This is a genomic window from Paenibacillus sp. Y301, from assembly GCF_059445505.1.
In genome coordinates, this window is sequence record NZ_JCAIUL010000001.1 from 635,623 (window position 1) to 649,289 (window position 13,667).

11 protein-coding genes are annotated in these 13,667 nt (G+C 39.8%); 8 read left to right on the plus strand and 3 right to left on the minus strand.

The annotated features are described in order from the left end of the window. Positions 1-217: 217 nt before the first annotated feature. Positions 218-1,708 (plus strand): transposase, encoded by a 1,491-nt coding sequence (locus tag AC1D69_RS03105; RefSeq protein ID WP_495454666.1) that lies wholly within the window; start codon positions 218-220, stop codon positions 1,706-1,708. A 454-nt stretch (positions 1,709-2,162) separates the two neighbouring features. Here AC1D69_RS03105 and AC1D69_RS03110 read toward each other — a convergent pair whose 3' ends face one another. After that, the gene (locus AC1D69_RS03110; RefSeq protein WP_495454667.1) at positions 2,163-2,657 is read right to left on the minus strand and encodes a hypothetical protein; all 495 of its coding nucleotides are present in this window, start codon (positions 2,655-2,657) and stop codon (positions 2,163-2,165) included. A 152-nt stretch (positions 2,658-2,809) separates the two neighbouring features. On the opposite strand from AC1D69_RS03110, the gene AC1D69_RS03115 reads away from it, so the two are divergent. The 4 genes from AC1D69_RS03115 to AC1D69_RS03130 all read left to right on the plus strand — a co-directional run bounded on the left by AC1D69_RS03115 (position 2,810) and on the right by AC1D69_RS03130 (position 8,419). Beyond that, positions 2,810-3,526 (plus strand): stalk domain-containing protein, encoded by a 717-nt coding sequence (locus AC1D69_RS03115; RefSeq protein ID WP_495454668.1) that lies wholly within the window; start codon positions 2,810-2,812, stop codon positions 3,524-3,526. Positions 3,527-3,801: 275 nt separating this feature from the next. Next, positions 3,802-4,536 carry an AAA family ATPase gene (locus AC1D69_RS03120; RefSeq protein ID WP_495454669.1) on the plus strand — a complete coding sequence of 245 codons (735 nt, stop codon included), beginning with the start codon at positions 3,802-3,804 and terminating at the stop codon, positions 4,534-4,536. Positions 4,537-6,401: 1,865 nt separating this feature from the next. Further along, positions 6,402-6,761, plus strand: a complete 360-nt coding sequence (locus AC1D69_RS03125) for a BlaI/MecI/CopY family transcriptional regulator (RefSeq protein WP_495454670.1) — start codon at positions 6,402-6,404, stop codon at positions 6,759-6,761. Next, positions 6,758-8,419 carry a M56 family metallopeptidase gene (locus tag AC1D69_RS03130; protein ID WP_495454671.1) on the plus strand — a complete coding sequence of 554 codons (1,662 nt, stop codon included), beginning with the start codon at positions 6,758-6,760 and terminating at the stop codon, positions 8,417-8,419. The genes AC1D69_RS03125 and AC1D69_RS03130 overlap by 4 nt, the downstream gene beginning before the upstream one ends. A gap of 322 nt (positions 8,420-8,741) precedes the next feature. Here the strand turns inward: AC1D69_RS03130 and AC1D69_RS03135 are convergent, their stop codons facing one another. Beyond that, positions 8,742-9,566, minus strand: a complete 825-nt coding sequence (locus AC1D69_RS03135) for an ABC transporter permease (protein WP_495454672.1) — start codon at positions 9,564-9,566, stop codon at positions 8,742-8,744. A 92-nt stretch (positions 9,567-9,658) separates the two neighbouring features. Then, positions 9,659-10,372: an ABC transporter ATP-binding protein gene (locus AC1D69_RS03140; protein ID WP_495454673.1), complete on the minus strand. Its 714-nt coding sequence runs from the start codon at positions 10,370-10,372 to the stop codon at positions 9,659-9,661. 424 nt (positions 10,373-10,796) lie between these two features. On the opposite strand from AC1D69_RS03140, the gene AC1D69_RS03145 reads away from it, so the two are divergent. The 3 genes from AC1D69_RS03145 (at position 10,797) to AC1D69_RS03155 (ending at position 13,463) form a co-directional block, all read left to right on the plus strand. Continuing rightward, entirely contained in the window at positions 10,797-11,681 is an 885-nt protein-coding gene (locus tag AC1D69_RS03145; protein WP_495454674.1) for a TauD/TfdA dioxygenase family protein, read from the plus strand. A 29-nt stretch (positions 11,682-11,710) separates the two neighbouring features. Continuing rightward, on the plus strand, positions 11,711-12,601 hold the full coding sequence (locus tag AC1D69_RS03150) for a TauD/TfdA dioxygenase family protein (RefSeq protein WP_495454675.1): 891 nt from the start codon (positions 11,711-11,713) through the stop codon (positions 12,599-12,601). A gap of 112 nt (positions 12,602-12,713) precedes the next feature. After that, a complete protein-coding gene (locus AC1D69_RS03155; protein ID WP_495454676.1) occupies positions 12,714-13,463 on the plus strand; it encodes a formylglycine-generating enzyme family protein in 750 nt (249 codons plus the stop codon). Positions 13,464-13,667: the final 204 nt, after the last annotated feature.

The window sequence follows — 13,667 nt, forward strand, 5'->3', positions numbered from 1 at the left end:
CGAACACTCATAATAATTGAGATTTTCCGTCCTTGAAGATATCATATAGCGGCTTTTTCGTTGACGACAGCGCTCCCATTGTGGAGGTCTTTTTTGCATCCCTTATAAATTACTGGACAGTCAAAAGTTCTTGTCGAAAAATCGTCGCGTAGAAAAATAACCCAATCGAGCGAATTATGGTATCCTTTAGTTCTCACACGAAAGGAATAATTGCCAAATGGGTTACAAAAGCAGTTTACCCCATTTCCGAGCGATTGACTATACCTATATGCTCAAATACTTGAATACCCTTTTACAACCTTTCCGTTCCTGCTTTTCCAGACAAGCCACGTTCGAATGGTTCGTCGTTCTAGTCATCGGCTTTATGCTGCGCTCCGACCATCTGGGTGTGATTTCCGTGATTCGAGATCTCTCGCTGAATGGCCGCTGCTACGAGACGCTGATCCACTTCTTCCGTTCGTCTGCCTGGTCGCCGCAAGCGTTGCGGCGGATTTGGCTTCAGGTCGTTCGTCAGTCTGCGCCGTTGCTGGTGATTCAGAATCGCGTGGTGCTCGTCGGCGACGGCATGAAGCAGGCCAAGGAAGGCCGCCGGATGCCAGGGGTCAAGAAACTCCATCAGGAATCCGAAAATGTCTCTAAGGGTGACTATATCTTTGGTCATTTGTTCGGAGCCATCGGCATTCTGGTCGGCGATTCCCGGAAATGGTTCTGCTTGCCCTTGTTTATGAATCTGCAAGACGGCGTCAAAACCATTCTGAAATGGAAGAAAACAGAGAGCGAACCAGAGTCGCCTTCCCATGTCGTTCAGATGATTGAACAAGGCTTCGAGGCTGCAAAAGGCTTCGGTCAAGCCTTGCTGCTCTTGGATCGGTACTTCTTATCGGTTCCGGCCTTGGAGCGACTGAACGCGTGCCATCTTGCTTCGGAAACCCGCATGCATCTGGTGACGAAAGCCAAATCGAACGTGGTTGCCTACGAACGCCCCCCTGCGAAGAAGCCGGGACGTGGCCGACCGCCGAAAAAAGGAAAATCGGTCAAACTCAAGGCGTTGTTCACAACTCGTACTGCCGATTTTCAAACCGCGACCGTTCCGCTGTACGGCAAAGAAGAGACGGTTCAATTTCTGTGCCAGGATCTGCTTTGGGCCCAGGGCTTGTATCAGGAATTGCGCTTTGTGCTGGTGGTTCATCAGGGCCGCTGCTCCATTTTGGTCAGTACCGATCTGACTTTAGCAGCCGTAGATATCATCCGCTTGTACGGTTATCGCTTCAAGATCGAGTGCACGATTCGGGAAATGAAGCAGGTGATCGGCGTCTTCGGCTACCGCTTTTGGAGCAAGTCCATGCCGAAGCTGAACCGTTTTTTGAAAAAAGAGGAAGCTCATCCGCTGGAAGCAGTCACGAACGAACAAGACCGGCAACGCATCCAAAAAACGATTCAGGCGATTGAGGGATTCGTGATGTGCCAGTGCATTGCGATGGGACTCCTGCAACTGGTTGCCTTGCGTTTTTCAGGCCGGGCGTCAGGGGTGTTTTTCCGCTATCTGCGAACGCCCTCCCATGCCGTAGTCTCAGAGGCCAGCGTTGCCGCTTATTTACGCAAGTCTATTTTTCGCTTGTTTGCTCAAAACCCGCATTTATCCATAACGAAAATAATTAAATCCAAGCAGGAAAATGTTGATGTGGAGCGCGATTTGCTGGTTTCTTAGCGCTGTAGAACTTTTTACTGTCCAGTACTTATAAATAGAATTATATTTCAACGCTAAACGTTTCATCGCCTCTAAAGGACGGCGAAGCCGTTTATGCTTGACGAGATAAAAAGGAGGAAATATGAACCGAATATTAGTTATTGGATCAGGGGGATCGGGCAAATCTACTCTATCTCAAAAGCTTGGTAGCTGAGAGGACAGGAACATATACCTAATGGAATCCGCGCTGGGCGCGGTTTTTTTAATAGCCGACAATGGACAAGAACTTGTACCGTTAGCCGCGGAGTCAAGTCCGGGACGTTTACAAATTTCGAATGACAACAATCATATCTCATTAAACACCGCTTATTAGCGTCCCAAGTAGGTTCGTATCAATTGTACTGCACAACACGGAATCTGTCGGAAGACAATAATATCTAATGCTAATCGACATAGGGTAAGAATATGTTACATTTTACCCTAACAATAAAGTAGACGGGGAAACGTATAGCCACTCATCCAATCCTACCTTTTTTAAAATTAGATCATTTACCGTTGGATTGTATACATCAAGATCAGTAATTTGGTTACTGTTAATTTGTTTGAGAAATTGATTTTTATTTTTATCTGTAACATACATATAATACATGTTCTCAGTGCTAGTATCGGTACTATATTGAAATTGAAGGATATAAATCCTATTAATATCTTTTACAGATGGTATATTTATATAATTTCCAGTTTGTGCCCATTTTAATGCTGAATTTATTTTTGTTGGATCACTTTCAGCGATGATAAGTTCGGGTTGAACTCTATGAGAATCAGCACGATATAGTGAAATATTAATAAGACTTAAATCTGAGGTTTCCTTATTTTCAATTCCATTCAGACTAGCCTCAGTAGAACAAGAAGAAACAAACACTATTAATATCAAGTATAATATGATGTTTTTCGTTCTAATCATCTCCATTTCGATATTTTTGAATTAAATAGAGGAAGAATGTGGACTTTAATCAGCATTATTCGTTTTTTTATTTGTAATTATATGGTAATATTGATTATATCCTTAAAACCTCAACGAAATACTTGATGAAAATTTTTATAAGAGGAAGGTGAATAAAATTGAAATGGAAACAAATTACGGTCATAGCTGCTTGCAGCTTGGTATTTGGTGCTACTGGATTTGCAGCCGGAAGTGTGGAAAATATCCAAGCTTACTTAGATCACGGTATCAAGTTTACAATAAACAGTAAAACTTGGATACCTAAAGACAATAACGGTACTGCACTGGATCCGATTTTTTTCAATGACACTTCTTATCTGCCTGCAAAAGCAATTGTGGAGAAAATGGGTGGACAAGTTCAGTGGAATGAGGATACAAAAACCATTGCAATAACAACAGTTACTGAAACTAAGGCAACCGTTCCTATTGCTGGAGAAGTTCAAGAAAAAGATCAAAAAGTAATTGAGAAAATGAAGGAAATCAAAAAGAAACTAAAATTGGGATTAACAAAAGAAGAGGTACAAGCATTATTTAGTGAAAAATTTGAGATAGCACATAATAGCGATTCAGAAAATGGTAGTGACTCCTATTGGAAATATGAATATTTCAAAACGCCTGATTATAATCGTAAAGATTATTTTCCTGTTAATGATGATCAGGCTATTGATCACGACGGTCTGATTAATAAAAAACTTGGAGCTTTTTTATATATTGAATGGAAAAATAATGAATTGTATATGTATTCGATATCCTATGTTAATCCTAAAGATAATAAAGTTTACTTATATCTTGTGAAGAATGACGGAACGAGTTCAGATATACCAATTAATGATTAGATAAGTGATAGAAGAGTATCTTTCCGTAATCTGAATGATCTTATTCAAAATTAAGGATCAGTTTATCCAATATATAAGAAACAGACAGGCGCCATAGAAAGCAAATGGCAAATGTCTGTTTTTTGAGTTTGTATGGTCAACGCAACTTTAGAGCGATTATCCCGTCTGAAACGCTGGATTTGACGACTATTCCTAATTGCTACAACAAAAGAAGGTCAATATGTTACAATTATTGTACTTTCTGAATTGTAGAAGAATGGTTAGGAGAGGGTATTTTGTTCTTACGAAGTCTTGAGATGATGAGAAAAAATGAGGTTAACTATAACGAATATCCATTTTCTATTTTAGCTATAAAGAATCTGAACACGCTTGAATTCAAGTCGAATGTCACGTTTTTCGTTGGAGAAAATGGTTCGGGGAAATCAACGATCTTGGAGGCAATAGCCTATCAATGTGGCTTTAATACGGCAGGTGGTAGTAAGAATAATACCTATGAGGTAGACGCTTCCCAATCTGGATTGGGTGATCATATTCGTTTGTCATGGATGCCAAAGATTACAAATGGATTTTTTCTTAGGGCTGAAACCTTTTATCACTTTGCTTCACATCTGGATACAATGCCAGAGAGTTTGGGGAATTATGGGGGGCGATCCTTACATCAGCAATCGCATGGGGAGGCTTTTCTGTCCCTTTTTAACAATCGTTTCGGGAAAAAGGCAATCTATTTACTCGACGAGCCAGAGGCAGCTCTTTCACCAGCACGGCAATTGGCATTATTACGTATCATTAAGGATTTGGGGAATGACGCCCAGTTTATCATAGCGACACACTCTCCGATTCTTCTCGGTTACCCTGATGCACAGATATTAAACTTCGATGATCATCCTGTTGCAGAAATTCGATACGAAGATACGTTGCACTATATCATCACAAGACGTTTTCTCGAGAATAGGGAGAAAGTACTAGATGAGATATTCACGGATTCAGATCCTGAAGGTGAAGATGATTAACTAATACCATCAAATGACTGAGTCTCTATTTTTGGATTTACACATTTGCTTAAGAAAGTATAAGGACAGGCAGACAAGTCATGTAGTGTACTGAACAATGATGGTTCTGAATCACAATAGTTGAGATATGACAGGTTTCTTTGTTTATGTCAAATCTATAGACAGATGCCCAAAGATCGTCAATTTCCTAGCCGAGAGGTTGGGTGGTGGGGGCAAACAACGATATAGGAAAAGTAGGCTTTCTTTACCGTTACTTTTATGCGTCCCCTTCTTACGCATGAGTATTTGAATCGCTTCGAAATCTTCGTCAGACACTAATGCAGGATGAGCATTTAAGGTAACAAGTTTGATTATCTGCTTGTGCTTTTCTGCGAATTTTTATAGTTCTGACTCTGTAAGAGTTCCTGTCGTTTCCTCACGTCGATACACAAGATTACCTAGATATGGGATTGGATAAAATGCCCTTAATCGTACATTGGAAGGGTTTGAAGGCGTCTTTTTCGGTCTATCAATGCATCGCTAAAATAGGGACGTTTATATACGTATTGTTAATAACTGTAATTATAGCGGTTATTGTGTTACATTGGATCTACACCGTTCCCACTTAGTATGGGATACGCTGAAATTCGCTAGCGCCTTTAACCTCGAATTGGTCGCCATTGTATAGAATCTAACCATTGGTAAAACCGGTAATGTTAAGTATGTTATAGTATTTCAAACGGGCTATGGGTTGTTGAAAAATAGCAAGTGGAAATACCATCTTTGTCAGATGTAACAATATGTTTCGAACTTCCGAAGGATGGTTGTTTATGAGTGTGTTTTTAATATTTAATAGAATACGTCGTACTAATATTAGAGTAGGCAAAAAGAAAATAGCATATTCAGTTTTATTTTCATCCATTTTAGGAATTACATTGGGTTTCGTTGCTAAAATACTCGATTCACCCATAATGCCTAATGAAATTTCAATTTTAGGATACATCGGAAGGCAATTGGGGAATATGGATATTTATTTCCACTTTGATAGCTGTATATTCTTACACGCCTAAATTAGCGGCAACACGTGTTTTTATATTCCTTATTTCAATGTTACTTTCGTACTACATATATACAATGTTAGTACTTGAACCTTTTCCATTAAAATATATAATTTTTTGGTGCATCCTTGCATTACTATCAACGATCCCAGCCTATATAATTTGGTATTCTCATGCTAATCACTTAATTTCCAGTATTATTACAGCGTTTCCAATTTCAGCGATAGCATTTGAAGGATATAAAGTCTATCTTTCTACAGTAAACTATTATGAAAAATTCATGCAATACGAAAATGTTCTTATAAGTAAGGGGAACTATGTTTATATGCTTGGCACTGAAATATTATATGCTTTAATGATAATTATTATTTTATTTCTTGTTCCTAAAAGAAAAAGGCAATGTTTATATATTATTCCGATCTTTGTAGTTGTATTTTCTGCTTTAGTGGCAATAATACTCTAATTATAAGTATCTTGTGGAATACGCTTCAATTTTCTTCTTCATCTAACAGGTAACGGTAGTTCAGAATTGACCGTCTTCAATGTAAGGCGGTTTTTCTATGATTTAATTATCCCATTTTTGAAATTATCGTTTTTTTTGCGCAAAACATATGTAAACCCTCGCTGTTATTAGAGTTTCGACATGTCTATTTAATCGGAATGTATGCACAAACGGACATTAGTGCAATTTATCCTGAATTTCGATTGCCCTTAAAGGTGAGATGATGTAGTAATGGTAGAACGCTCTAGATAAAAATATTCTACTGTAGTAGAATGTGAATACGTGGTTCTACTACAATAGAATAATAATGAATGAGGTGCTTTCATATGGTTATGAAGCTTTTCGACAGCGAGCTTAATATTATGGAAATCTTATGGAGAGATGGCGATACCGTCGCAAAGAGAATTGCAGAAATTACAAAGGAAAAAGTCGGTTGGAGCAAGACAACGACCTATACCATCATCAAAAGATGCATTGATAAAGGGGTGATTGAGCGGCAAGAGCCAAATTTCGTATGCCGTGCGCTTGTTACAAGAGAGCAGGCGCAAGAACACGAAACAACAGAACTTATAAACAAGATGTATAATGGTGCCCCCGACAGGTTGATTGCTTCACTTTTGGAACAGAGACGGCTGTCAACTGAGGAAATTAATCACTTAAAACAACTTATTGAGAGCTTGAAATGAAGTGGGGGATGTCGTTACTTGAATTAAGTTTTTCGACTTCAATCTTTATTCTTGCGGTTATGTTCTGTCGTTCCGTGCTCATTCACAAGTTGCCCAAAATAACTTTTATATTCCTTTGGGGTGTTGCGTTATTCCAACTGATAGTACCTGTTTCTGTTCATTCGCAGTTTAGCATTTTTACGGTGGTTAACTATTTAAGGAGGACATTTACAGTACAAGAGGTAACTCCCATAACGGAAAGTTCATCCTTTTTAGAAGGTGGTACGGTTGTCATGCCACTCATAACAGACAATTTGACTATACCAACCGTACCACTGCAGATAACTTCACAAATATCACTTATTATATTGGCTTGGCTTATTGGTTTTACGTTATGCGCTTTGTATTTCATCATCCCACATCTAAGGTGTCGCAATAATTACAAAATGTCGTTACCTATTAAAAGTGACTTTATCAGTAACTGGCAGAATTCAAACTCTTTATGGCGAAAGATAAAAATTCGGAAATTAGATAAAATTTTGACTCCGCTTACCTATGGTATTTTTCAGCCTATTGTACTCTTGCCGAAAAATTTAGATTATAATGATGAAAAACAACTTACGCTTATTCTTACCCACGAATTTACTCACATCAAGCGATTTGACACACTTAAAAAATGGTTGCTTACTGTTGGCGTGTGTGTCCATTGGTTCAACCCTTTCGTGTGGGTCATGTACATCTTTGCCAACCGTGACATCGAGCTATCCTGTGATGAAACGGTCATATGGACATTTGGAGAAAGCATGAAGCCTGCTTATGCCATGGCACTTGTACGTTTGGAAGAAAAGAAAAGTGGGTTGTCCCCAATGATTAGTAATTTTTCCAAAAATCCAACCGAAGAGAGGATTATATCGATTATGAAAACCAAGAAAGCCTCGATCACAACGATGCTGCTCGCTATTGTGATTATATCCGGTATCGTTACGATCTTTGCTACTTCTGCACTGGACAAAACGGAAGCGGCCCCGGGTTTCGTCAACCCAGTAGTCGAATCTATGGTAGAACGTACACCTGCTTTAAGCCAAGGCGAATCCAAGACTGCCTCAATGCCGCTTGATTTAACATTTACTAAATTGGATGTGCCGAAGTTGATCGACAACCTTATCGCTTCAAATTATAAGGCAGTATATATTGACGACGAGATGTATCTGTATGTAACGAATGATAACTCCATAATGATTAGCAAGGACAAGGGGATGGTTTGGGAAAAATATGAAACTAAAGGTGTCGACGCAACAGATTTTGCTAACTGGCTTTTGATAAATGATCCGAATCCGGGCTACTCAATAAAAGAAATGCAGAGTCGCTTGGCAAACGGGACAGAAGTACAACAGTTAGTGCTTGCAAACGGAAAGGAAATGTATTTTGTAATGGACAGGAACGGCGTACAGATTGAGCTTGTTCAGGCTGAAAGAATAGCTTCTGTCCTGATTGACGGTCAAAGAATGATGATTACTTCCGAGAGACATCCCATGCCTATATCAGCACAGATGTTGAAATCATTTTATGACTTGTTAGTTTCCAATGATATACTAACAGAAACTCAAGCAGAACAAGATTATTTGGAAAGAATAAAGTATCTTAAAGAAAATGATACGATCTTTACGGTAACGAAATAAAGGGAATTACTGATCTCTAAATTTAAGGCGCGGATACAGGCTTCTGGTTTGATCGATGGACTATTGCTTGTAAAGCGTTCGTAACTTGGATTAAGGACGGCGGCGTATGACAGTGAAACATTCGTGATAATCAGCACGACCGCCTTCCTCACGTCAACGGAAAATCCCATGACGAAACCCATCACCAAGCATCATAAAGAAACCAAAACAAACGTTCGATTAACAACGAAAATCCATATAGAACAAGAATATTCGTATAATAATATAGAAAAGGAGCTGTCTTTTACTCCCCTCCTATAAACCCATCCAACATCCCCACAACTCAAGCCTTGAAATTATCCTGCCACTTCAATAATCGCTGCTCCAAGAAACGAACAAATGAATCCGAGAGTTTACCTGCAAGGGCGAAGATGATAATGCCGACAAAGACGGTATCTGTCTGCATGAAGGATCGGGCATCTTGGATCATGAAGCCGATCCCTCGGTCTGCACCTAATAGTTCAGCTGCGACTAAGCACATCCATGCGACGCTTAATGACAATCGGACACCTAATAGAATATTGGGCAGTGCGGAGGGTAACATCAGTTTCGTGATTTGTTGGAAACGATTATATTCCATGACTTTGGCCACTTCAAACAGTTTGTTATCGATATTTCTTATGCCGAGAAAGGCTTGCATGTACAATGGGAAGAATGAGCCTAGGGATATTAATAGGACTTTGGATAGCTCACCAAACCCGAACCACAGGATAAATAGGGGGGTGATCGCTAGTAAAGGAACGGTACGAACCATTTGCAGAGTAGGGTTTAGATAGTGTTCAGATCGGCTGTTCATCCCTACCAGAATTCCGAATAGTAATCCGAGTAAACCTCCTAATAAGAAGCCTAGTAAAGCACGGATTAGACTGATCTCCATATGATCCCACAGTTTCCCTGAAGCAGCTAATTCAAAGCCTCGTGTAACGATCAAGAAGGGAGATGAGAATAATAGGGACGGCAACACGTCTATTCGGGTTAATATTTCCCAGACGATCAGCACCAAGATGGGTAGAAATAACGCACGGAATACAATGATTCCTCGGGTCGTCGTCAGCTTTCTTTTCTTAACCGATTTTTCTTTGTTTTGCGTAAGTACTACTGTGCTCATGAACATGTTCCTTTCTTTTATATAAATATATTTTGGATTTTATATACTGAAATCTTCCTTCTCATCGATCTTGTGATCGAGATGTTCTAGAATTACGGTCTGTATTCTTGGAAAGCCTTGCTGGCTCTTGTTCTAGGATATGTTAGATCGATCGGCACAATGGCTTTAATACGACCTGGTTTCGCATCCATTACGACAACTCTAGATGATAAGAAGACAGATTCATCAATATCATGCGTGACAAGTACCATCGTTGTTTTATTACTTTCCCAAATGTCATGTAAGGCTTCCTGCAAATGAGAACGTGTGAAAGCATCCAATGCACCAAAAGGTTCATCTAACAAGAGAATCTTGGGATTTCGAAGTAAAGCTCTAGCAATCGCTACGCGCTGGGACATCCCACCGGATAATTGGCGTGGGTATGCTTTTTCAAATCCTTTTAAATTCACGAGAGCAATGAGATCGTTCACTCTTTGGCGAACATTCGGATCTTTCAAAGATAGGTTGCTCGCAATATTCTTCTCCGTCGTTAGCCAAGGAAATAAGCGATGTTCTTGAGAAATAAAACCTCTGTCCTTGGAGGGACCGTGAACTTCTTGAGACCCCACCTCAATGTGACCTTGAAAGTCTAAATCTAGACCTGCTATGAGCTTGAGTAGTGTACTCTTACCACAGCCACTTGGACCGATGATGGTTACGAATTCCCCGTCTTTCACCGAAAGATCTAATTGATCGAGGATATGAACACTCCCATTATCATTCTTAAAAGATTTGCTGACTTGTGCAATTTCTAATGTGGATACCATGGATCTTTCTCACCCTTCCAGAGATATATAATTAAAAAGAGATCCAGCAAAATGACAGAAACATCATTCTACTGAATCTCTAGTTGGCTAGTGGATTCACGTGATTTATGGAACTGGCTATAATTTAGCCATGAATTTAAATCATTATCAATACTTAATACCAACTAAATTAATGGGAATAATAAATTTGGTGGTTGACAGACTATTTCTGACCTTGTTATGATACGTTCAATTCAACATCACACCCACACTACATCATGTTCAAGTAGTTTATTAAACCAAAGAAAAGAATCGACTGTTCGGTCAGAGATTCGGTAAAAGGGCTTCATTCCCTTTTGCTGAATCTCTTTTTTTCTTTCGAAATTAGCTATCTAGATGTGATATGTGAGATGAACCAAAAAATAATATTCTGGAGGGAAAAACAATGACAACACAACAACAAATCAAAGTAGTACCCGTAGCGGGCCGTATCGGAGCTGAAATTCAAGGGGTTCAATTAAGTGGAGAGTTAGATCCCGCGGTGTTCAATGAGATCAAAGAGGCAATAAAGGAGCACAAAGTAGTATTCTTCAAAGGACAGAATCACTTAGATGATGCGAGTCAAGAGGCGTTCTCGACATTACTAGGCGAGCTATACGCTCATCCGACCGTACCCGTTAGAGATAATACAAGTTCGATCTTAGAGATTGATTCACATTCTGGCGCAAGAGCCAATCAATGGCATACAGACGTTACATTTGTACCTGAAGTGCCGAAGTACTCCGTTCTAAGAGGTGTAACCATTCCTTCCGTGGGTGGTGATACGGTCTGGGCCAATACGAATACAGCTTATGAAGATCTACCTGAAGGTTTGAAAAAACTAGCGGATGAGCTATGGGGAATTCATTCCAATGAATTTGATTATGCCAAATTGACGATTAGCCAAGCAACAGATGAGGAAGCGGAGGAGAAATACCGGAATTCTTTTGCATCAACGGTGTTCAATATCAAACATCCTGTTGTACATATTCATGCGGAGAGCGGCAAGAAACATCTACTTTTAGGGAATTTTGCTAGGAAGCTTGTGGGATATTCAAGTAGTGAATCTGAAAGCTTAATCAGCATTTATCAATCTTACGTGACACGTCTTGAGAATACAGTACGTTGGCAATGGACTGAAGGCGATGTGGCGATCTGGGATAACTTAGCTACACAACATTATGCGATTGCTGATTATGAAGAACGACGTATCGTGCGTCGTGTGACCGTAGGTAAGAACGTACCGAAGAATCAACATAATGAGTCAAGTGCACTTCTTTTGAAAAAATAATCCAAATAAAAATGAGGAGGAATCATGAAATGACAACACAACAACAGCAATTAAAAGTGGTACCTGTAGCAGGGCGTATTGGAGCCGAAATTCAAGGGGTTCAATTAAGCGGGGAGTTAGATCCAGAAGTGTTTAGTGAAATTCAGCAAGCGATCCAGGAACACAAAGTTGTGTTCTTCAAAGGACAGAATCATTTAGATGACGCAAGCCAAGAGGAATTTTCCAAACGATTAGGTGAATTATATGCTCATCCAACAGTACCTGTAAAAGATAATACGAGTGCGATATTCGAGTTGGATTCTATTCATGGTGCTAAAGCTAACCATTGGCATACGGATGTAACGTTCGTACCGGAAGTGCCAAAATACTCTATTTTAAGAGGTGTAACGATTCCATCCGTAGGAGGAGATACGGTCTGGGCGAACACAAACACAGCTTATGAAGATCGGCCTGAAGAACTAAGAATTTTAGCAGATGATTTATGGGCAATTCACACGAATGAGTACGACTATGCTCCTTTTAGCCCAAGTAAGTTGGGTGATGACGAGAATATTCAGAAATACCGGGCAAGTTTTGAATCCACTGTGTTTAAAACAAGACATCCTGTTGTACATTTTCATGCGGAAACAGGAAAAAAGCATCTACTATTAGGTGGGTTTGTCAGTAAATTAGAAGGTTATACATCGAGTGAATCCGAGCAACTGCTTAGCATATTCAACTCATACGTTGAGCGTCTAGAAAATACAGTTCGTTGGCAATGGACAGAAGGGGATGTCGTCATCTGGGATAACTTAGCTACACAACATTATGCGATTGCAGATTATGAAGAACGCCGTGTTGTACGTCGTGTGACGGTAGGGAAGAACATCCCTGTAAACCAACATAATGAAGCAAGTAAATTGGTAAGTAAACAGAAGTAAATAGTATTAATACAACATATTATAACGGACTGCCGAATAACAATCGGCAGTTTTCATTTTTAATTATGGAGTGTGATCATGATGCAAGTCTCGAAACCAAATTCGAAGAGAAGTGTACATTCCTTCCTTTTATATGGATACATATGCTGTAACGAACGAACAATTTGCACGTTTCATTGAGGAGACAGGCTATGAGACAGATGCTGAGAAATATGGGTGGTCTTTCGTCTTTCATTTGTTTGTGAATGATGAATTGGAACAAGACATACTAGGTTCACCGAAGGATACGCCGTGGTGGATCGGGGTAAACGGAGCAAGTTGGAAATTTCCTGAAGGACGGCATTCTTCGATTGATCACCGACTTACACACCCTGTTGTTCACGTATCATGGAATGATGCGATAGCCTATGTTACTTGGGCTGGTAAACGGCTACCTACGGAAGCTGAATGGGAATATGCTGCCTCTAGTGGCGTAATAGACAGGAAATACCCATGGGGAAATGAACTCCATGAAGATGGCGAACATCACTGTAACATATGGCAAGGGGAATTCCCACATACGAATAGTGGCGAGGATGGATTCGTAGGTACTGCTCCAGTAGACAGTTATGATGCCAACGCATTTGGACTGTATAATATGTCAGGGAATGTGTGGGAATGGAGTGAGGAATCTTTTTCGAATCAACCGTCTGATGCGACCAATATCTTGCTAGACCCTTCGATTAAGTTAATCAAAGGGGGCTCCTATCTGTGCCATCGTTCGTACTGTAACCGATATCGGATAGCAGCACGCACATTCAATACGATCGATAGCTCCACGGGACATATGGGATTTAGATGTGTGGCTGATGTTTTACGATAACGCGGATTTTTTAAATAAAACAATTCTTTATACAGCTATTGAACAATAGCGAAGGTAATATATGTATTGTAAGTAGCTTGTTATCATTCGAACATTCTGGAAGGGGTGAGGTGTGTTGAAAAGTGAAAATAATCAACATTACATACTGGGGAGAGGGCTAGTTGTTGAATAAGTTAGTCCCTCTCGAAAGTAGCGGGAGGAAAT

Coding starts and splice junctions, on each gene's coding strand:
- AC1D69_RS03105 (WP_495454666.1), top strand. CDS start 218: ATGGGTTACAAAAGCAGTTTACCCCATTTCCGAGCGATTGACTATACC.
- AC1D69_RS03110 (WP_495454667.1), bottom strand. CDS start 2,657: ATGGAGATGATTAGAACGAAAAACATCATATTATACTTGATATTAATA.
- AC1D69_RS03125 (WP_495454670.1), top strand. CDS start 6,402: ATGGTTATGAAGCTTTTCGACAGCGAGCTTAATATTATGGAAATCTTA.
- AC1D69_RS03130 (WP_495454671.1), top strand. CDS start 6,758: ATGAAGTGGGGGATGTCGTTACTTGAATTAAGTTTTTCGACTTCAATC.
- AC1D69_RS03135 (WP_495454672.1), bottom strand. CDS start 9,566: ATGAGCACAGTAGTACTTACGCAAAACAAAGAAAAATCGGTTAAGAAA.
- AC1D69_RS03140 (WP_495454673.1), bottom strand. CDS start 10,372: ATGGTATCCACATTAGAAATTGCACAAGTCAGCAAATCTTTTAAGAAT.
- AC1D69_RS03145 (WP_495454674.1), top strand. CDS start 10,797: ATGACAACACAACAACAAATCAAAGTAGTACCCGTAGCGGGCCGTATC.
- AC1D69_RS03150 (WP_495454675.1), top strand. CDS start 11,711: ATGACAACACAACAACAGCAATTAAAAGTGGTACCTGTAGCAGGGCGT.